13 protein-coding genes are annotated in these 21,247 nt (G+C 43.5%); 6 read left to right on the top strand and 7 right to left on the bottom strand.

Annotated elements, in window-relative coordinates; all coding sequences use genetic code 11:
• Positions 1-156: 156 nt before the first annotated feature.
• Positions 157-999 carry a tyrosine-type recombinase/integrase gene (locus ACFQ1M_RS08925; protein WP_386407114.1) on the bottom strand — a complete coding sequence of 281 codons (843 nt, stop codon included), beginning with the start codon at positions 997-999 and terminating at the stop codon, positions 157-159.
• A 138-nt stretch (positions 1,000-1,137) separates the two neighbouring features.
• On the opposite strand from ACFQ1M_RS08925, the gene ACFQ1M_RS08930 reads away from it, so the two are divergent.
• Positions 1,138-1,503, top strand: a complete 366-nt coding sequence (locus tag ACFQ1M_RS08930) for a hypothetical protein (RefSeq protein WP_386407117.1) — start codon at positions 1,138-1,140, stop codon at positions 1,501-1,503.
• Between the two features lie 15 nt (positions 1,504-1,518).
• On the opposite strand, the gene purL is transcribed toward ACFQ1M_RS08930, so the two are convergent.
• The 5 genes from purL to ACFQ1M_RS08955 all read right to left on the bottom strand — a co-directional run bounded on the left by purL (position 1,519) and on the right by ACFQ1M_RS08955 (position 13,480).
• Positions 1,519-5,247, bottom strand: coding sequence for a phosphoribosylformylglycinamidine synthase (gene purL / locus ACFQ1M_RS08935; RefSeq protein ID WP_386407120.1), 3,729 nt, complete (start codon positions 5,245-5,247; stop codon positions 1,519-1,521).
• A 427-nt stretch (positions 5,248-5,674) separates the two neighbouring features.
• Entirely contained in the window at positions 5,675-7,882 is a 2,208-nt protein-coding gene (locus ACFQ1M_RS08940) for an endonuclease (protein ID WP_386407123.1), read from the bottom strand.
• A gap of 25 nt (positions 7,883-7,907) precedes the next feature.
• Positions 7,908-9,122: an RsmB/NOP family class I SAM-dependent RNA methyltransferase gene (locus ACFQ1M_RS08945; protein WP_386407126.1), complete on the bottom strand. Its 1,215-nt coding sequence runs from the start codon at positions 9,120-9,122 to the stop codon at positions 7,908-7,910.
• A 282-nt stretch (positions 9,123-9,404) separates the two neighbouring features.
• Positions 9,405-11,327, bottom strand: coding sequence for a vanadium-dependent haloperoxidase (locus ACFQ1M_RS08950; RefSeq protein WP_386407129.1), 1,923 nt, complete (start codon positions 11,325-11,327; stop codon positions 9,405-9,407).
• Complete coding sequence (locus ACFQ1M_RS08955) at positions 11,324-13,480, bottom strand: tetratricopeptide repeat protein (protein WP_386407132.1); 2,157 nt, start codon at positions 13,478-13,480, stop codon at positions 11,324-11,326. Before ACFQ1M_RS08955 ends, ACFQ1M_RS08950 begins: the two co-directional genes overlap by 4 nt.
• A 100-nt stretch (positions 13,481-13,580) precedes the next feature.
• Here ACFQ1M_RS08955 and ACFQ1M_RS08960 point away from each other — a divergent pair, with 100 nt between their 5' ends.
• From ACFQ1M_RS08960 to ACFQ1M_RS08980, 5 genes are read left to right on the top strand one after another with little or no spacing between them, the layout of a single operon-like run.
• Positions 13,581-15,701 carry a tetratricopeptide repeat protein gene (locus ACFQ1M_RS08960; RefSeq protein ID WP_386407135.1) on the top strand — a complete coding sequence of 707 codons (2,121 nt, stop codon included), beginning with the start codon at positions 13,581-13,583 and terminating at the stop codon, positions 15,699-15,701.
• Between the two features lie 2 nt (positions 15,702-15,703).
• Entirely contained in the window at positions 15,704-16,576 is an 873-nt protein-coding gene (locus tag ACFQ1M_RS08965; protein ID WP_386407138.1) for a decaprenyl-phosphate phosphoribosyltransferase, read from the top strand.
• Positions 16,573-17,880: an FAD-binding oxidoreductase gene (locus ACFQ1M_RS08970; RefSeq protein WP_386407141.1), complete on the top strand. Its 1,308-nt coding sequence runs from the start codon at positions 16,573-16,575 to the stop codon at positions 17,878-17,880. The genes ACFQ1M_RS08965 and ACFQ1M_RS08970 overlap by 4 nt, the downstream gene beginning before the upstream one ends.
• 16 nt (positions 17,881-17,896) lie before the next feature.
• A complete protein-coding gene (locus ACFQ1M_RS08975; RefSeq protein WP_386407144.1) occupies positions 17,897-18,628 on the top strand; it encodes an SDR family oxidoreductase in 732 nt (243 codons plus the stop codon).
• Positions 18,625-19,212, top strand: coding sequence for an HAD family hydrolase (locus tag ACFQ1M_RS08980; RefSeq protein WP_386407147.1), 588 nt, complete (start codon positions 18,625-18,627; stop codon positions 19,210-19,212). Before ACFQ1M_RS08975 ends, ACFQ1M_RS08980 begins: the two co-directional genes overlap by 4 nt.
• On the opposite strand, the gene ACFQ1M_RS08985 is transcribed toward ACFQ1M_RS08980, so the two are convergent.
• Positions 19,209-21,119: a hypothetical protein gene (locus ACFQ1M_RS08985; protein WP_386407150.1), complete on the bottom strand. Its 1,911-nt coding sequence runs from the start codon at positions 21,117-21,119 to the stop codon at positions 19,209-19,211. The genes ACFQ1M_RS08980 and ACFQ1M_RS08985 overlap by 4 nt on opposite strands.
• Between the last annotated feature and the right edge of the window lie 128 nt (positions 21,120-21,247).

The raw sequence follows: 21,247 nt of genomic DNA on the forward strand, positions 1-21,247 counted from the left end.
ATCCTGCGTCGGGTGCCGCCCGCGCGTCGCGCAGAACTCCACCCATTCCCAGCGAACCCCTCCGAGGGGCGTTGTCACATCAAATTGGTCGATTGCATCACAACTTGTATATAAACGCAATGGCGTTTATTTCCTATGTATAAATGTACCTCTAAACTACGATAATTTTAAAAAACTCAAAGGACTGGGGGTTCCTAAAATATGAGGATTGCTAACATGTGTATAGATCTCTGTCGTCTTACTGCTATTATGCCCCAGCAGCACTTGAATACTGCGCAAACTCACACCATGTTCGTACAAGTGGGTGGCATAGCTATGACGCAAGGTATGAGGCGTCACTTTTTTTATGATCCCTGCTTTTTTGCAGGCGCGATAAAGGATCTTTCTAACGCTGCTTGCCGAATACGGACAAGGAACTTCCGAATGATGGGCGCTTGGAGTTTCAAAGAGATACTCTTTTGGGCGATATCGCTTGTAATAGCTACGCAAGAAGGTCAATAACTCTATGGGCAGTGGCACCAAACGGTCTTTACGGTTCTTACTTTGCACGACTTTCAAAAGCATACGCTTGCCATCAATGTCTTCTAGCTTCAAGTTCAATAGCTCGCTGATGCGTAAACCGCAGGCATAGATCGTCTTCAGGATGGCCAGATGTTTTACGTTGTCTATACATTCAAATATTTGCATTACTTCACTAGGGGAGAGGACAACCGGTAATTGCCGCTCTTTTTTTGGTCGAGGAATATCAATCTGCAATCGCTCATGCCCCTCCACCTTTTCCAGGTAGAACTTGATCGCATTGATGGCTTGATTTTGAGAGCTGATGGCATAACCTTCCTCGATGAGCCGTAGGATGAAAGGCTCGATACCGCAATGGAACGTCAGATGATGCGTTCTACAGAAGGCGTCATATCGCTTTAGATAGCTCAAATAGGTGAGTTGTGTATGCTTGGAATAATTCTTTCTTAGCAATAGCCGATGTACGTTGTCTATGTCCATGGACTAAAAATACCTAAAATAATGAAGGGTATTCGTGTACAAACGACAACAAACGTTTTTAACGGTTAAAAACGGATAATGTATAATTTGTACATTTACAGCAGGTTATTTGATGAAAAAGATGGTCAAAAAATGAAAATGAAGCGAAAGTGTAAGATATGTAGCAATCAGCTTAAAGGTCGTCGAGGTCAATTGTTTTGTTCCTTACGATGCAAAAACTATTATCATGTAAACTTACGGAAGACCACAAGTATAGCTAGCGAAAAGATCGATCGTATCCTTCATCGCAATCGCTCCATCCTGCTCGAATTGATGGGTAAGCATATCACCCAGAAAAAGATACCTCGCATATTGTTAGAGCAAAAGAAGTTCCGCTTCAAATATCTCACACATTTCCATATCAATAGCAAAGGAAAGACCTACCACTGGGTCTATGACTTTGCATGGGTAAGCTTTTCGGACGATGAGGTGATGATCGTTAGAAAGAAGACTCCTCCCACATAGAAGATCAGAGCTATTTTATTTCGCAGTATGCCGCTCTACCCATTTCCTTGCATTGATAAAGGCCTCCAACCATGGCGACACTTCATCTCTTCGTTCTGGGTAATATGCCCAGTTCCACGGAAAGGTCGAACGCTCGATATGCGGCATGGTCACCAGATGACGCCCGGTCTTATCGCAAAGCATGGCCGTATTAAAATCACTTCCATTGGGATTGGCAGGATAGCCTTCATAACCATATTTTGCGACGATCGCATACTGATCCTCGTCATAAGGCAGATCGAACTTGCCTTCACCATGAGAGATCCAAACCCCCAAAGTGGTACCCGCCAAAGTCGAAAGCATCACCGAATCGTTCTCTTGAATTTTCACGGAAGTAAAGGCACTCTCGTGCTTGTGCGAATCATTGTAGGTCATCTTCCCATGAACTTCATGGTCGGGGTTGATCAAGTCCAATTCCATAAACAACTGACAACCGTTGCAAATACCAACCGACAGCGTATCCTCTCTCGCAAAGAAATCGGCAATCACTTTGTTGGCCTTTTTGTTGTATTTGATGGCACCAGCCCAACCCTTGGCAGAACCAAGTACGTCAGAATTGGAGAATCCACCGACGGCTCCCAAAAATTGAATGTCTGCTAGCGTTTCTCGACCAGAGATCAGATCGGTCATATGTACATCCTTCACATCAAAGCCAGCCAAATACATGGCATTGGCCATCTCGCGTTCAGAGTTGCTTCCCTTTTCTCGGAGGATGGCGGCTTTGGGTCTGTCATTGCGAGGAGCTCGCGACGAAGTAATCTCTTCATTTTTGACAGATCCCTTCCCCAGAAGCTTCGGGTTCGCGATGACATCTTCGAGTTTTCCTGTAAAGTGTTTTGGAAAGCTATATTGAAGTGGTTGTTGCTTGTAGTTTTCAAAACGTTCGTCAGCCAGACCATTCGCGGTCTGTTGACGGTCCAAAAGGAGGGAGGTCTTATACCAAACATCTCGCAATCTCGAAACTGTCAACGTAAAGACATGGGTGTCATTGATGATGCTGAGTACATCACTTTCGGTCACAGTTCCAATGTTGAAATATTCGATATTGTTCTCATCAAAAATGTTCGCTACCGAAGCGTCGGCCTGAAACACAATTCCCGCATTCTCTGAAAACAACAACTTGATAGAATCCGTTTCTCCCAGATCGCTCAAGTCGAGCTCAGCTCCCAAGTTGTTGTCTGCAAAGCACATTTCGAGCAAGGTGGTGATCAATCCCCCTGAAGCAACATCATGCCCGGAGCTGATCTTCTCTTCCTTGATCAATTGCTGAAGGACATCAAAGGTCTTTTTAAACTGCGAAGCATCTAAAATCGTTGGTGCTTCATCTCCGATCTTGTTAACGATCTGTGCAAAGGACGAGCCACCCAACTTAAAATGGTCCTGAGAGAAGTTGATGTAGTAAATATGACCGCCGCCTTTTTGAAATACGGGTTCTACTACCTTATTGATGTCATTGCAGTTTCCAGCTGCTGAAATGATCACCGTTCCCGGGGATATCACATCTTCATTAGGATATTTCTGCTTCATTGAAAGCGAGTCTTTTCCCGTTGGGATGTTGATGCCCAATTCAATCGCAAAGTCCGAACAACCTTTGACCGCCTCATACAAGCGCGCGTCCTCTCCTTTATTTTTACAGGGCCACATCCAGTTGGCGGAAAGAGATACACTTTTCAAACCATCTTTTAAAGGCGCCCAAACGATATTGGTCAAAGCCTCGGCAATGGAGTTGCGGCTTCCAGCCACTGGATCGATCAACGCACTAATGGGTGAATGTCCAATGGAGGTGGCAATCCCTTCTTTTCCTTTGAAATCGAGTGCCATCACTCCACAATTATTCAATGGGAGCTGTAAGGGCCCGGCGCATTGTTGCTTGGCCACTCGGCCACCAACGCAGCGGTCCACCTTATTCGTAAGCCAGTCTTTGCAGGCCACCGCTTCCAATTGTAATACCTGCTCTAAATATTGATGGAAGTTATTTAAAGTATAGTCAACTTCGGCATAGACGCTATCTACCGATGTGTCATTCATGATGGTCTTTGGCGAACTACCAAACATATCTTCCAAAGCCAGATCCATCGGCTTGTCTCCTTTTGATGAAGACTCGAAGGTAAATTGATGGTCCTTGGTCACATCGCCAACCTCGTACATCGGAGATCGTTCGCGATCGGCTACTCGTTGTAGGATGTCTATATCGCTTTTTCCTATCACTAGGCCCATGCGTTCTTGCGATTCATTGCCGATGATCTCTTTGGCAGATAGGGTAGGATCGCCTATCGGTAATTTGTCCAAGTCGATCTTTCCTCCGGTCTCTTCAACCAATTCTGAAAGGCAATTGAGATGTCCGCCAGCACCATGGTCGTGGATAGAGACGATCGGATTCTCATCACATTCCACCATGCCACGAACGGTGTTAGCGGCACGTTTTTGCATCTCCGGATTGGAACGTTGTACCGCATTCAATTCGATGCCGCTACCAAAGGCGCCAGTGTCTGCCGAGGATACTGCAGCACCGCCCATTCCAATGCGGTAGTTGTCACCCCCAAGAATGACGATCTTATCATTTTCTTTTGGGTTACCTTTAATCGCTTGGTCCGCCTTTCCGTAACCAATTCCACCTGCTAGCATGATCACCTTATCAAAACCTAGTTTTCTTGCTTGCTCCTCATGCTCAAAGGTCAGAACAGAGCCAGCGATCAACGGTTGGCCAAACTTATTCCCAAAGTCCGAAGCACCATTGGATGCCTTTATCAGGATGTCCATGGGAGTTTGATATAACCATTTGCGTTCTTCCACCGCCTTTTCCCAGGGACGATCTTCTTCCAAACGAGAATAGGAGGTCATATAAACTGCCGTTCCAGCCAAAGGCAATGAGCCCTTTCCACCGGCCAAACGGTCTCTGATCTCTCCCCCAGAACCGGTGGCAGCACCGTTAAAAGGTTCTACGGTCGTCGGAAAATTGTGCGTCTCTGCTTTCAACGAAATAACGCTATCGAATGTTTTTTCTTCGTAGAAGTCGGGTTTGTCCGCAGATCTTGGTGCAAACTGTACCACTTTTGGACCTTTAACAAATGCCACATTATCTTTATAGGCCGAAACGATATCGTTGGGATGTTCGGCAGCGGTCTTCTTGATCAATTTGAATAGGGACGACGGCATTTCTTCTCCATCGATCACAAAGGTGCCATTGAATATCTTATGGCGACAGTGCTCGGAGTTCACTTGGCTGAAACCAAATACTTCCGAATCCGTTAACTTTCGGCCTAGTTTTTTGGAAAGGGTCTCCAGATACTCAACTTCATCATCGCTCAATGCTAATCCCTCTTGTTGGTTGTAGGCCGAAATATCCTCGATATCCAAGATCGCTTCAGGTGTAATGTCAATCGTAAACAACTGTTGATCCAGGCCACTGAACTTTTGAAAGATCATCGGGTCGTAATGCGAATGGTCTTCTGCGCAGGCGGTGAATTCTTCGATCCTTATAATTCCGGCGATGCCCATATTTTGGGTGATCTCCACGGCATTGGTGCTCCAAGGTGTGATCATCGCGGCACGCGGACCAACAAAAAAAGCATCGATCGATGCCTTATTTATCTGTGTTAGGTCGCCAAAAAGCCATTGGAGTTTTTGAATGTCTTCGCTTGTGAGCTCAGTATCGGTCTGAACAGCAAAGACCTTATTCGATGGGTTTCCGAAGAAAAGGATCATAATTATTAGTTGTGTTTGTTGTGCCTGACCGCCGAGGCGGTTTGTAAAGCGCAAATTTAACCATTCAAACGAAATAAATTAAAAAAAAGAAAGCCGCGAATTCAACAAATTGATGTTGAAATCTTTGATGCCAAAAAGAGACTGTATAAAAAGTCGTCATTCCGACCTTGAGGGACTCAGGGGAAGGAATCTGTTAAATTTTAACGGATTGATAGACAGATTGCTTCTCTGCCAGAGGCGAATCGCAATGACCCAATATGGTACTTTTTAGACGGTCTTTAGTTATTTTTTTTTGATCTAACACTTTGCTTATGCAGTTTTTGTTTTAACAATCAAAAAAAGTGTTTTCCGAAGACACCATCCTTTGATAGGGTAGTTCAACTACCATTTTTCAGCGGGCATAAATACTCGCTGAAAAGTAGTTCCGCTAGTTCTGTTCTCCCTTCCCAATATTGGGTCGTAGCGCATTGTTGATGTCGGTTAACTGAGTTTGCCCATTCATATCCAAGTCTGCATTGTTATAACCAGCAGTTCCGACCTGTGGACGAAGACTAGACACATCGGTATTTTGAACTTGTCCGTTACCATCGTTATCGCCTGTGATCATTCCATAGCTTCCGTTGGATAGCAATACCACCGCATTGGTATTCCCTACAACATCCGATGCGTTTGTTGCAAGATCTATCGTCGTTGTAGCAGAGGAGAGCGCGTAGGTATTAGTGGAGAGAATGCCCAAATGATTTCTATGTTGGACAAAAATATAATAGTTCCCTGCAGACTGCATAAAGCTCATCGGAGCGCTGCCGTCGGTGGAGACGATATCGCCATCACGCTGCAACAGCGCCGATTGTCCGTCTACCACTAGCGCGTTGTTTGTCGCATCTCGTAATTCGACCCAGACCCAATCTACAATATCGTCTTGGGCCAATCCTATACCAGAAGCTCCTCCTTGATCAAAAGTGGCCGCTATCGTTGTTGCGGCATCGATATATGGACTTGTGGTTGGAATGACTGTTGCGGCTCTAAGATCATCTCGCATCAGGGTTGTTTCATTGATCATCGCTCCTTCCAAAAACACTTTTGGCGAGAGTGATATGTTTGTAGGAGCTGAATAGCAGGTCCAACTCAGATTGTCTATTTTTACCCGATCACCAGTGGCTGCTTTCCCTGTGAAAACAACGATGACATTCCCTTCGATATTGATATCGTTGATGCTAACGGTCTGCTCAACGTCACTATAGGCCACAGTTCCGACCACACTTCCATTTACTTCTACGTCGAAGGTTCCGCTTCCACCACTAAAAACGCGCTGGGTGGTTACGGTTAGATTTCCGATTCCTTCGGTACTCTGTGGCGCTGTAAGGCTTCCATTTCTTATGGTGATGGCTTTTCCGTCGATCGTTTGATCCGTTCTGGCATCGGTTGCCGTCCAACTGCCGCCATCATCGCCCGTCCAATTGCGCGTGCCATATCCCGAACCACTATCTGGAATATTGATGAAGGTCTCAGAAATACTCACCCCTCCGCCACAACTATTGCCACCGCCACCCATTAACGTAGTACCATTGACGGCAGCGCTTTGGGCAGACATGTTTCCAGCGGCATCTTTTGCCAATACGGTTAAACTGTAGGTTGTACTTGCGGAAAGTCCAGAGATCGTCGCAGTGGTGGTCATTACTGTTTGGTCTAAAACACTATCGACATATACCTCATATTCGTTAACACCCACATTATCGGTCGAGGCCGTCCATGACAGATCCAACGAGCTAGAAGTTTCGTTAGATACGATAAGATTTGTCGGTATCGTAGGAGCTTCTGTATCCCCTCCACCAGTATTCCAGCGGTCTTGGGCAGGCGTGCCACCCCAGATCTGTGTGGCGAGGTATGGGTTGTCGATAAATGGATTTCGATTTCCCTGGGCATAGATACCTGTGCTATCGTGATAGGTGTTACGGGCATCTTCGAGCGGGGACACCGGGTCGGCGGCATTCCAGTCCAACAGCAGGTCGATCATATTGCTGTCGACGGTATTGTTAGACCCAACGGCCACATTAGAAGGTAAACATTGTGATCCATAACGCAGATACATATACATCATCATTCGGGCCACGTCACCGATCCACTCGTCACCTGGATACCAGCCTCCACTTACATTTCCAGAATTGCCAGAGCCACTTGCAAAAAGCTGACTTCCACGGCTTCCATTGCGCTGCACATCGGTAGGGCGTAGGTGATGGGCATCCGATCCAGGACCGGAGGAACCAAGGTCTGGATTTCCCAAAGATCTTGGGTAGGAGTGCTCCCTGTTCCAATCGCAAGCATTACCACCATTAAGGGTCTTGCTTCTAGAGCGGTCGTTGGTACAATCACTGTCAGATCCTGCTTCCCAACCATATAGCAATACCACATTGCTAGTGTTGGTAGCATCCTCATCGGTGATTCTGCTTACATCCCAGATCTCACTGTAGCTTAAGAAATTGGTATGTGTACTCGTGATCTTTGTCGCTAATTCGTCTCTAAGAGCGGTCCCGGTCAAGGTTAGATTTACGTCGTTATAGTAGTCATCGGGAGCGCCATCTTGCGCGTAAGAAAAAAGGCCAACGACTAAAAATAGTAGGGATAATAGTCTTTTCATTCTTGTAGTGATTTAGATCTGGGGTCTATTTCTTCTTTAACAATGCCATGTAAAATCCGTCGTATCCTGATTTTGAGGCAAGTATCTTTCTGTCTTTGACAAAGGTAAAATCTTTTCCGAATTCTGAGGCTAAAAATTCGTTAACCTGTTCTTGGTTTTCGGAGGGAAGTATCGAACAAGTAGCATAGACCATCTTTCCTCCAGGTTTCACCATCTTGCTATATTGCTGTAAGATCTCTTGTTGTGTTTTCTTGATGTTATCGATAAAGGATGACTCAAGTTTCCATTTGGCATCTGGATTTCTTTTTAGTACACCCAAACCGCTGCAAGGAGCATCGATCAGGACCCGATCCGCTTTTTCATGCAATTTCTTGATCACCTTGGTCGAATCGATATGTCGCGGTTCTATGTTATGAGCCCCGTTTCGTTTAGCTCTCCGTTTCAATTCCTTTAGTTTATTCGCATAGATGTCCATGGCGATGATCTGCCCCTTATTTTCCATTAAAGCTGCCAGATGCAGCGATTTCCCACCTGCGCCAGCACAAGCATCGACCACCCGCATACCTGGTTGTACCTGTAGAAATTCAGCGACCAACTGGGAGGATGCATCTTGTACTTCGAAAAGTCCATTTTTAAAGGCCTCGGTTGTGAAGACATTAGCACGTTCCTTAAGCTGTAAAGCGTTTGTATATTTTTTGAGCGGAAACGATTCGATTCCTTCTTCACGAAGTTGTTTTTGTAGAAGCGCTCTGCTCGTCTTAAGCGTATTGGCTCTTAGAACCACTTCGGCCTGTTGGTTCAAGGCGGTGATCTCTTCGGTCCATTTTTTCTCGCCAAGTTCGGAGACTCCTAGTTCATCCAACCAATCGGGGATGGACTGGCCAATTCTTCGATCTTTCTTGGCTTCATCAAACTTTCCTTTGATACGTCTTTCTGGAGTGCTTTGTATCTGTTTCCAGCCTGTAGGTAGTTGATATCCTCTTAGCACTGCCCAAACGGCAAACATTTTCCATAGGTTGGGACGGTCGAAGTGATTTCCAGCTTCTGCAATATGCGCATACAACCTTCTCCAGCGCACGATGTCGTAGACGGTCTCTGCAATAAAGGCTCGATCTCTTGCACCCCATCGCTTATCGCGCTTTAGGAGTTTTTCAACCTCTTTGCTGGCATATTCGCCATTGTTAAAAATATTGAAGAGTCCGTCGATGACGGCCAGCACTAAATTTCTATGTAGTCTCATTAGCTGAAAAAATTCGGCAGCAAAGATAGGTTAAATTAATGGTTTATGATGATTGTGTACTAATGACTTTAATAGCTCTCATCCCGGTAGTTCGGTCTGGGAGTTTTTATTTATATTAACATAAGTTCGTTGTAAAAATCGATTTGCTCAAAAACTGTCACTTCGAGTAATTTTTTTAGAAAAATTGTATCGAGAAGAAGTTTTTGGACGTAAATTGTTTGTTCTCGATACACCACGCCTTGGCATGGCACTCGAACTGACACAATTTCCTTAAGTCGTATCTTATTCAAAAAACCGGTCGGCAAACTCAATAGCATTCTCCGCAACCTTTTTTCCAACCCGTCTGCCTTCGATATCATCGACAGGAGGATGAATGCCGCCCCAGATCCGCGATAAACAGGTTTCTATGGCCGCATCGTAAAAAGTGGCCCATTGCAGGGTAATATCTTCCGAGGGCCCCTCTTCGAATTGAAGGAACTCATTTTTTGTTGCGGTGAAGGTTTCCAAGCCATTGGGAAAATAAGGAGAGCCTGTGATATGGTGTAGCATCACGGCACTGGCAGTAGAGAAAGTAGAATGCCCAGACACATAGCCCGCAAAAGGGGGGGTAGCAAAAGTATAGCGTTGATAGGGCCACCAATTCTCGGCCAATATCCATCCAACACCGGCCGTATCGGTCAAAGGATCATTCACCGCATCGGGTCCTCGCCATGCCTTGATCTTGATCTTGTTCAAATGTTCCTTATTTGCCCCAACTAAAGGATCATCGATTGTAACCAATTCGGTGATGCCCTTGGTTAATTTCAAGCCAAATGGATTGTAATTAGGCAGCTCGGGATTTGAAGATTGCCCGACATCTGCTAGAAAGCGAATCGCAGTGATCGGTCGCACATAGTCATAATGATTTTTGATACTCCAAGCGGCAATCCCAGCATCGTGCAAGGTGCCGGTCATTAAAAAGTAGCTTTTCACATCCCATTCCAATTGCGAAAGCGACGGCCCCTTGCCCTTCCATTTTCGTTTAAAATCTGTGTGATAGGAAACCTTATTCAAAAATTGAAGCCAATGTCCAGGGGGGGATGAGGTATTGGGACCATCGACCCAAAATTCGGCGATGGTTCGCACATAGTCGCCCTGTTTTACTTTGTTCTTTGCATACTTTTTCCCTGTAAAGGGATTTTTTGCAGCTTTTCCGCGTTCGTTGTTTTCTGCACGCTCAAAGTAGGCCTTGTATTCGTCAACGGTCCTGGGAATTTGACCTTCCATACTCGTGATACCCCGTGGCGAAATATCCCATATCTTCGTTTTGTCCGGGTCCAAATAGCTCGACCAATGTTGCACCAATTGAAAGCCCCAACGATAGTTCTTGGAAGAGATGGTGTCTCTAGAATCGAGATAGGGAGGTGCCCCCGGATCTAGATGAATTGGAAACGGGCCTTCCTTATCTTCAAGCGCAAAAGGAATGACCTCTCCCCAAAAGTTGGTCAAGAACTCCGTATTGCCAGGAATTAATAGGAAATTCCAATCCTTTAAGGTTTTATCACTTCCTTTTTCTCTAATATAATGTTGAATCTCTACGGGCTGCCAGTGATTGGGGTCTCTAAGTTCTCCGACACCAGGTAATTCGGGGCGTAGATTTGGGTTGATACGGCGATAACCTTCAGATTCATGACGATCTTCTTCTCTAGAGCCATCGTTCAAGCCCAGTTCCAGCACATAGTTGCCGATATAGTTGCCTAGTGCCTCCGGACTCCCCTCAAGATAATCATCATCCATATATTTTTGATCTCCACCATTGCGCTCAAATTCATCGATGATAAAATCGATCGTACGGCCTTTACTCCCGTAATCTTCGTAGCGCATTCTCAATATCATAAACGCCGCATAATTGATGGCGATATTTCGAAGGCTATCGACATTTGTAGAGATCTTTTTAAATTTTGAATCAAATGGCAACTCCAATCCGCGTTTGTTCTTTCCTAAAAAATAGGTTTCCTGTTTCGAGTCATAGGCCGCCCATGCATCATATATGGCGGCGGATGTATGAAAATAATTCCTCGCCTGTACCGTTGGCCCTTGTCCATCTTCTTGAACGATACGTAACATCACATCCATCCATCGCCTAGCGATCGAATGATCTTCCTGTGAACGACCTTGGCCACAAAGGAAAAGCAAAATCAAGAAGATAAAAAAGCTGAATCTCATGATCGCGAAAATAAAAATTTAAGTGCAGCCACTTCCTCGTTTTCACGCAACCGCCGATAAACAGCAGCGATCAAACGATCTTCAGGCCATTTCTCTAAATAGCTTGCGCTATATTGCTCCGCCTCGCTATACATGGCGGCTTCAAGCGCACAATGGATTCCGAAGCGTAGCGATTGTTTTTCACTCGGATGTTTAAGTTTGACCAACTTCCTTGCTTCGTTAAAGGCTGCTTTATGATCCTTTTCAAAAAAGAAGACCTCCATCTTGTACATTGGTAGATCGGGATTGTTAGGTTGAAGGCTCTCAGCCTTATCGAATAGCGCTATGGCAAGTGGGTAGTCTTTCATTTCTCGGGAAGCCTTCAACCCAAGATATATCAATTCTTCAACTTCTTTTCTTGTATGTTCAATAGCTTTTGAAGTTGATTTCCCTCGAAGTAAGAGGGCCTCATTTAAATATTTTAAAATAAGGCTATCGTTTGGAAAATAATGATCGGCTTCCTCCAAAATGATGGTTGCTTTTTCATGATCATTCCTTAGTAGCGCATTTACTCCATCATCTAAAAGCAGATACGCATATTTTTTATCGTTACCTTCCACAGCAATAGGTTTTAATCGTTCTAAAAGGGCTTCTTTTCGCTGTTCATAAAGGGCGTGATCATTTGGGATCATTTGAAGTGCCTTCAGCATGTAAGCATCACTATGTTGGTAATAGGTTTTATAGACATGTGTTGCAACACGCTCCATGCGGTAAGAATGCATTGTTAAGCTGGACTTTACAATAAATACTGGAAGGGAAAGTATGGAAAGCCCTAAGCAGATCGGTAAAATCTTAACCGCGATCGACTCATCCCTTAATTGGCTAAATATATGAAGAAGAATCACTAGCATTATGATCGCTGGGAAACAAAACAGGTCCCAATCCATAGGTAATGACAACAACGGATTAATGACGATGAGCAACATCATAAAAAGTACGAAGGAAAGCCCCAAAAGTAAGAGGGTTGGCGATTTCCAATCGATTTTTTTTCGACTTTTGAAAAGGACAGCTATGAGGAATAATAGTACTGGTGACCAGTAAAAAAAGGTATTGAATAGGTCTAAAATATGATTCCAGCTTAGCAAGGTGTACTTGTCCAACGGCGCTTCAGGGGCGAATAAGGGTAAGAACAATCGATCGATGGCCGGCGTATCGTTCTCGAGTATCATTGGGTCGATATGATCTTCAAAGACAAAGAAATAACCGTAAAGTCCAAAGATGATCGCTGGCAAAAGGATGCCAAGACCAATTCCTTTCAGGGAGATGACTTTTTTTGTCCAGTTCGCCTTCGGGCTAAATATCAAAAATGCGGTCAAAAGCAAGGAGGGTACAAATAGCAGCATCAACAAATGAAAACGCAAAGCTATCAGCAATAGGATGGGCAGTAGCCAAAACAGTTTCTTGTTTTTGGTCTGTACTATTTTTACCAAGGTCAATAACCAAATCAATGTCAACAAAAATATGAAGCCATACGATTCTAAATGACCAAAATAGACCATAAGAAATGGCGCGGTAGAGCCTGTCAACATCAGAATTATCTGCCAAATCCTTGTTTTAACAAAATATAGAACCGTCCAGAGCCAAATAATGATAAAGCTGCATCCGAAGAACGCATTAAGCAACCTAAATGCTTTTTCATGAGTAATATCGAATAGATATGAGCTTGCGGTGACCAATTTGAAGAAGGTCCATCGCGTTTTGTCATTGTCCAGTTCAAACACAAAAAGGTCTGCGACAAAATTTTTAGGAAAGGATGTGGCAATTTGTTCTGAAAAGGGAATAAAGCTTCGAGCATTGCCATAGTAATCCTGTGCGATTGGAAATGCATAGAACAACAATCCGTAAGTTGCGCCCACAAGGACAACATTTCTGTATCTTAAAAGGGGCATTTTACACCATTTTTGAATGGTCTCTTGTAATCGCTCACTTCCCGATAAAAAGATCGATGCAATGGCGATCAAAGGGATCGTCAGTTTTATACCAATGGGTAAAAAAGCCAAAAAATGCACGCCCCAGAGGCACTCACTGAATAGTATTCCTAATAGATATATAAGCACGATGACCATCGCGACCATGCCGTAGTAAGAAGAAATCGTATTTCTAATTATTTTCAACTTTGTAGAATCCTTTGAAAAATACAAAAGTAACAGCTAATCATCCAATTTGTTCATTTGCGTTGGGAATAATTGTTATTTTGCTGTCCAAATTAGATCAATGCTAACCGATTTAAGATCGTTTTCTAGTTATAAATTAATAGGCCTGGCCGTTTTGGCGAGTATCATCTGTTTGTCTCCAACACTTTTTAACCATTGGGTAAGTTGGGACGATCCCACCTATCTCTTGACCAATCCGCTGATCAGGGATCTGTCTTTCGAAGGGATAAAGAAGATCTTTACCACAGAGCAGATCGCGGGTGCTTATGTGCCACTGGTGGTACTTTCATGGGCGATAGACTACGCTTTAGGCGGTTTGGACCCTACCGTTTTTCATATAACGAACCTCATTATTCATTTATTCAATGTGGTTTTGGTGTTCTATCTTGCCTTCATCTTATCGAAACGTAGATGGGTGGCTTTTGCGGTGGCAGTCTTGTTTGGGATGCACCCGATGCACGTGGAAGCGGTAGCATGGATCACGGCCAGAAAAGACCTGCTTTACACTTTTTTCTTCCTGGGGGCATTGGTGGTATATCATGCTTATAACCAGAAGCGAGACAGCAATGTCGGTTATCTATACTTATTTCTGATACTTTTGTTGTTTCTATGTTCCTTGCTGTCTAAAGGAACGGCGGTCATCTTTCCGCTTATCCTTTTTGTGTTCGATTACTTTTACAGAAGGAAGGATTGGAAACGTTTGCTCTTGGAGAAGCTGCCTTTCTTTTTCGTCGCTGTGATCTTCACCATCGTGGCGATTGGCGCGCAGGAAAGTGGTGGCGCGTTGGAAGAAGGTAAGGCGATGAGCTTTATCGATCGTTTGGCGGTAGGATTTTACGGATATTTCATTTATATGGTAAAAGCGATGCTACCTTATGATCTTAGCGCATTTCATCCCTATGTGAACAAATTGGGACAGCCGAGTCCATGGTACTATTATGCCGCAGCGATTCCTGTAATTGCTACATTCTTGATGCTGGTTCTCAATTGGAAGCGTTGGCGCCTTCTCAACTTTGGCTTTGCCTTCTTCTTTATTTCTTTGATTCCTGTAATTCAGGTGCTTCCTTTCGGCAGTGCCGTGACCGCCGATCGATTCACCTACTTGCCTTATTTTGGCTTGTTCTTCATTATGGCTATCGGTCTGGGTTGGCTGTTTGATAATTTTCGAAATCATCGACGGTTGATCGCGATGTGTATCGCCTTATATTTTGGATTATTGGGATCAAAAACATTCAATTACTCCAAAACATGGAAGAATGGGCATACCTTATGGAGCAATGTCATAGAGATATATCCCAACGATTTCCTCGCTTATGCCAATCGATGTGGTGATCTTCTTGCTACCAAAAAATACGAGCAGGGTATCGAAGATTGCTCAAGGTCGATCCATCTAAATCCGTTGCATGATATCGCCTACTACAATCGCGGGGTCATTTACTCGAGAACAAAGAAGAAGAATTTGGCGGTTGCCGATTTTAATATGGCTATCAGCTTGGACAGCGCCTATATTCCTGCCATTCTGAATCGAGGTATCGTCTACACAGAAAATAATGAATTGCAAAAGGGTTTGTGGGATTTCAATAGAGTGATAGCCCTCGATTCGCTAGAGGAAAAGGCCTACTACAATCGGTCGATAGCCTACAAGAAAATGGGAAAACTTAGTCTTGCGTTGAGAGACCTTGATTTTTTGGTCAATAGAAATACGCCTTTTGCGGAGGTATATTTTCAAAGGGGATTGGTGCTGTTGGAATTTAAAAAAGAAAAGGACGCACTCATGTCTTTTGAAAAGGCATTGCAGCTAGACCCGAATATGACCAAAGTTCATGCGATACGCGGAGGTATTTATTTTAAAAGACAGTTGTTCGATCTTGCACTTTCAGAATTGACCAAGGCGATCATCGGTGGAACAAACAGGGTTGAGGTGTATATCAATCGAGGCATCATTTACATGAATCGCGGAGATTATAATCAGGCATTATCCGATTTCAATCGGGCCGAAAAGATAGCCCCCAACCATTTATTGGTATTTTTGAACCGAGGGGTCTTATTCAAGGCACAGGGCTTGTGCGAACTTGCGATAGAGGATTTCGAGAAATGCTTGGTCTTGGTCCCAGATTATCAACCAGCGATCGAGGAGATCGATCAGTGTGAGACATTACTTTCTAAGAACCGACGACCATAATATTGAAAACTATCCATAGCTATATACACCTTTTTCGAGTTCATCAATATGTGAAGAATCTCTTTGTCTTTGCGCCTTTATTCTTTGTATTCGATCTTAGCCCTGATACCATTGGTAAGGCAATGCTAGCATTTCTTCTGTTTTCTTTGATTGCTAGTGCCGTCTACATCATCAATGATATTTCTGATGTCTATACGGACAGGGCTCATCCAATAAAACGCTTTCGTCCAATCGCTTCAGGAGCCATCGCCGTTCCCCATGCTTTACGAATCACCCTTTTTCTATTGATCAGTGGTATGATCATTGCCTTTTTGTTCGACCGTGATGTTTTTTTCGTCTTAAGCAGCTATTTAGTGCTCAATGTTTTATACACTTTTTGGCTGAAGCATGTCCCTGTATTTGATGTTCTTATCATTGGTCTTGGATTTGTCTTGCGAATTTTAGCCGGCAGTTATGCAACTGATATTGCTGCCTCCAATTGGATATTGGCCATGACCTTTTTACTGGCCATTTTCCTGGTATTTTCAAAACGAAGGGCCGATCTGGTCTTGATGCAACAAGAGGGGCAGAATTCAAAAAAAAATCTGCGATTATATTCGATCAAGTTTTTGGATAGCATCATGGTCTTTCTTGGAGTGGTGATCTGTGTGAGCTATCTCTTCTACACGCGGGATCGCCTGGTGATAGAGCGCTATGGCAATATTTGGGTGTTGCTCACTACGCCTTGGGTGGTATTCGGAGTGTTTCGGTATCTATTTTTCTCAAGGTCACATAGCGAATATATCGATCCTACCTCGATCATCTTAAAGGATTCATGGCTGCAGGGAATCATTACCGGATGGATCATTACCTTTGTGGTCATCAGATTTATATGAAAGCAGGAAAACATCATTCCATCATCCGATCTTGGGGAAATTCTCAGAATACGAAGGGAATAGTTCACGATTTGCAGTCAATACAGCTGCCAAGCACCTTAAGTGAAGTCCCTGATTTTATTACCTACGGAAATGGCAGAAGTTATGGCGATTGTTGCCTGAATAAGAACGTACTCAACGTGCGTAATGCCGATAAAGTGATTTCCTTCGACTCAGAAAATGGAATCATTCACTGTCAATCGGGGATCCTATTAAAGCAGCTATTGGAAATCATAATTCCTAAAAAATGGTTCTTGCCAGTGACGCCCGGTACCAAATATATTACTCTAGGAGGCGCCATTGCCGCAGACGTACACGGGAAGAACCATCATGTGGAAGGCACCTTTTGCAACTATGTGAATTGGTTGCTGCTGCTGCTACCCGATGGCACCGTTTTAAAGTGTTCAAGAGAACAACATGCCGATCTATTTCATGCGAGTTGCGGAGGCATGGGCCTTACCGGAGTAATTCTCGAAGCCGAGTTCCGTTTAAAACCAATAAAAAGCGCTTTCATCCAACAGGATTTGAGGCAAACGGATAGCCTCTCGGAAACCATCGATCTCCTTGATGCCAATAATAAAAGCACCTACGTAGTGGCTTGGATAGATGGTTTTGCAAAGGAACATACCCAGCAGAAAGGACTTGTTTTTCTGGGAGAGCACGCAGATGAAGGAAGGTTGCATTTCTCTTTCAAGCAACCTATATCCATCCCAAGGGCGTTTCCTTCTTTTTTGCTGAATGATACAAGCATGAAACTATACAATCAGCGATTTTTGAATGTTAATAAAGCAGGGAGGCGTTCAGTTAACATCGAAGCATTCTTTTATCCTTTAGACAGAATAAAAAACTGGAACCGCATCTATGGAAGTCAGGGTTTTATTCAATATCAGTTGGTAATACCTTTCCAAAATGCCAAAGAAGTACTCGGAGCTATTGTAAATAGAGTAGCTGAAAGTGATCATCGTTCGTATCTGTCCGTCCTAAAGCAATTCGGCGAGGCAAATGCCAATTATTTGTCATTTCCTATGGAAGGCTATACCCTTACCATGGATTTTAAGATGAAAGATGGATTGCTTCCTTTTTTAGAGGAACTCGACCAGATCGTTTCTGCAGGAAAAGGCAGAGTATATTTGGCAAAAGATGGAAGAATGTCTAGAGAATTCTTCGAAAAGGGATATCCCGCCTTAGAGAAATTTCGTGAGGTTAGAAAAAAATATCAACTAGAAAAGTTACAATCCTTTCAGTCCAAAAGATTAGGTTTGTAGACAGAACGATACGGTTATGCAACATCTGTTGATTCTTGGAGCAAAAAGTGATATCGCAATGGCCATCGCCAAAAAATATGCGGCAAATGGCTACCATTTATTATTGGCTGGAAGAAACATCGATGATCTGGATACATTTAAAGAGGACCTCAAAGTGACCTACAAGATATCTGTAAGTCTGCTAGAATTCGATGTTTTAAAAGAGACAACGCATACTTCGTTTTTCAAGGCGCTTCCAATACAACCCGCTGGTGTTATTTGTTGTATTGGCTATTTGGGCGATGAGGCCTTGGCCCAAACCAGCTTTGAAGAGGTCGATCGTATCATCAGAACCAATTTCCTTGGATGCGTCAGCATTCTGAATGTCTCGGCTGAGTATTTGGAAAAACAAGGTGAGGGTTTTATTGTTGGGATCAGTTCTGTGGCTGGAGAACGAGGAAGGGCAAGCAATTATCATTATGGCAGTGCAAAAGCCGGATTCACCGCTTATTTAAGCGGACTAAATGCTCGATTATCGAAAAAAGGAATTCATGTTCTTATAGTAAAGCCCGGTTTTGTAGATACCAAAATGACCGCACACCTTAGCTTACCTAAGCGATTGACCACAACCCCCGATGTAGTGGCAAAGAAAATCTTCAGCGCACAGCGGCGCAAACGTAATGTCATTTATGTCAAAGCCATCTGGAGGCCGATCATGTTTGTCATTCGCATTTTACCAGCATTTATCTTCAAAAGACTGAATCTATGACGGTCGCTTTCTTTGATTTTGATGGGACCATCACTAAAAGGGATAGTCTTATAGATTTCATCACCTATTACAAAGGAAAAAGAGCGCTATACTTAGGGTTAGTTCGGTATGGTTTTTTTATGGTGGGGTACAAGCTAGATCTGGTAAGCGGAAAACGGGCGAAAGAGCTATTGTTGAAACATTTTTTTCATGGTATGGAGTTGGAAAGCTTTAATAGCCTTTGTGAGCGCTATGCCAAGGAGCAATTGCCCAAGATGATTAAGCACAATGCTCTGCAAAGGATAGACTGGCATCAAAGGGAAGGCCACAAGGTGGTGGTCGTTTCAGCTTCTTTGGAAAATTGGATCGAGCCATGGAGTTCTCAGATGGGCTTGCAAGTTATCGCATCAACATTAGAGGTCGTTGAGAACAAGGTCACAGGAAGATTATCAGGTAACAACTGCAATGGTCTTGAAAAGGTAAGACGAATTAAAGAATCGCTGGATACACAAACCATTACCTATAGTTATGCCTATGGCAATAGCAGCGGTGACAAGGAGATGCTGGCTTTTGTCGACGAAGGTTTTCTAAATCGTTTTTCTTAGTTGCTTCTTTGAAAAAGTGTTTTGATCTCGTCAACACGATCTTTCGACTTCAATCGCGTATAAACCTCTCTTACCGTAATGTCTTCGGGCCAATTTCGGACATAAAAGGTGGCAATTTTTTCCGCTTCAGCGTAGAACCCCGCTTCTAACGCACAATGTAAACTGGCACGATAGGCTTTCTGTTCGGAGGGATAGGAAAATGTGATAAGTTCTTTGGACACCTCATAGGCCTTATCATAGGCACGATCTACAAAATATGCTTCCAAGGTCAATAATTTCACATCGTATAACTCATAGTATTTAGACGACCTTTCGAAGTAATCCAGGGCTATTTTGGGCTCTTTTCTCGTTCGCAGATGATAACGGCCCTGCATAAAAAGGAACCTGCCAAATTCATAATCGATCAATTTGGTCGAGTGAGGTGCTATAGCGCGAATCACTTCCTCGCCTCTGAACTTTCTACTTTGCTCGTAATTGGGATCTGCCTTTAAAACATCATCATAGAATTTCGCGCTTCCCTCATAGTAGGTCTTATAAAAATGAACGGCTATCGTATCCATTCGGTCGTTTAAACTATTTTGGTCATTGTGTACCAAGACGATAGGAATTGAGAGCATTGCCAAGACCGAAGCCACATTGATGACACCTTTAGGCGCGAGGTCCATCTCAGTCTCGCTGACCAATGCTATCGAGAAAAACAACAATGCAATGCTTGGAATACTAAAAAGGTCCCAATCGATAGGCATACTTAACAGAGGATTGATCATAAATAGTAATGACGAGAAAAGAATAAGAGATGTGCCTGTAAAAACGACAGCGGTAGCATTCCAATTCAATTTTTTAGGTTTTATGATCGAAATTAGCAGTATTACCAACAAAGCGATGGGCGACCACATTAAAATAGCGTTCAAATAATCCAAGATATGATTTACACTTAATAGGTCATAGGTATCCAATGGCGGTTTTGGAGAGAACAGGGGAAGAAATAGATGGTCATATTCAAAGGCTTCTGTCCTTAAGCTTCGGTCGTCGATATGGTCTTCAAAATAAAAGAAGTATAAAATAGCCCCGATCACAAAGATCGGCGCTAAGATGTAATTTGCAGCCGATTTCCAACTTGGTGATGACCCTTTAAGATGTTTCCAGAGCAATATCACATAACCTGGCACGAGTAAAAGATTGATGGCATGCACTTTTAAACAGACAAGTAAGAGTACAAATAGCCAAATGAGCAGCGATGTTTTTTCTGTACTCAAATATTTGAAGGCCAATGTAAACCACCAAAGCTGCATAAAGAGTAGCATCGCATAAATTTCTGTGTGGCCAAAGAAATTGAGCATAAAAGGTGCAGTGATCCCTGCCAATACCATTACGATCTTCCAAACATTATTCTTTAAGGTCTTTAAGACAAAAGAGACCCACAAGAACACAAAAGCACCACCAAAAAAGGCGTCAAAAACGATAAAGGCCCATTTATAGGAAAGCTTAAAGAATACCGCTACGTAGGTGACCAATGAAAAGACCGTTGCCTGTCCGGCCCATGCGCCTAGGCTAAAATCGAAGAAGGCCTCGTTGGCGCCATCGGGGATACTGGGAGGAATTTTGTTTAGATGTGGTGCTACGCGATACGAGTCTCCATAAAAGTCATAGATCATTGGAAAAACGAGCATCAATATCATATATGTTAGAGCAAGGCCGGAGGCCCAAGTGATCTTGTAGTCCCATATCTTAGAATCCAAGATCGTACGGCGCGATGGTATAAAAAAACGGTATAGAAACAGTCCGCAACAAAAGAGGATGATGGCCTTTGCCAGAGGGGAGATGAACGCTATGAAATGGAGACTCCACCAAGGTTCTGGGAATAGCCATCCAAAAATATATAAGCTTGAAAATATAACCAGAAGCAATAACAAGATTTTATTGGATCGATCCATGAAGGCGAATACTGTTTTTGGTGGCAATATACTCTAAAAACTGCGATCGCAACAAGCCTTCTTTTTGCACGCCTAAATGAATTTTAGCCCAAAACTTTTTA

The organism is Sungkyunkwania multivorans (genome assembly GCF_042675645.1).
GTDB classification, from domain to species: domain Bacteria; phylum Bacteroidota; class Bacteroidia; order Flavobacteriales; family Flavobacteriaceae; genus Sungkyunkwania; species Sungkyunkwania multivorans.

Bases quoted from the DNA above. Each gene is read 5' to 3' on its own strand.
- ACFQ1M_RS08980 (WP_386407147.1), top strand. From the start codon at position 18,625: ATGACGGTCGCTTTCTTTGATTTTGATGGGACCATCACTAAAAGGGAT.
- ACFQ1M_RS08950 (WP_386407129.1), bottom strand. From the start codon at position 11,327: ATGAGATTCAGCTTTTTTATCTTCTTGATTTTGCTTTTCCTTTGTGGC.
- ACFQ1M_RS08970 (WP_386407141.1), top strand. From the start codon at position 16,573: ATGAAAGCAGGAAAACATCATTCCATCATCCGATCTTGGGGAAATTCT.
- ACFQ1M_RS08940 (WP_386407123.1), bottom strand. From the start codon at position 7,882: ATGAAAAGACTATTATCCCTACTATTTTTAGTCGTTGGCCTTTTTTCT.
- ACFQ1M_RS08925 (WP_386407114.1), bottom strand. From the start codon at position 999: ATGGACATAGACAACGTACATCGGCTATTGCTAAGAAAGAATTATTCC.
- ACFQ1M_RS08960 (WP_386407135.1), top strand. From the start codon at position 13,581: ATGCTAACCGATTTAAGATCGTTTTCTAGTTATAAATTAATAGGCCTG.
- ACFQ1M_RS08975 (WP_386407144.1), top strand. From the start codon at position 17,897: ATGCAACATCTGTTGATTCTTGGAGCAAAAAGTGATATCGCAATGGCC.
- ACFQ1M_RS08945 (WP_386407126.1), bottom strand. From the start codon at position 9,122: ATGAGACTACATAGAAATTTAGTGCTGGCCGTCATCGACGGACTCTTC.
- purL (WP_386407120.1), bottom strand. From the start codon at position 5,247: ATGATCCTTTTCTTCGGAAACCCATCGAATAAGGTCTTTGCTGTTCAG.
- ACFQ1M_RS08930 (WP_386407117.1), top strand. From the start codon at position 1,138: ATGAAGCGAAAGTGTAAGATATGTAGCAATCAGCTTAAAGGTCGTCGA.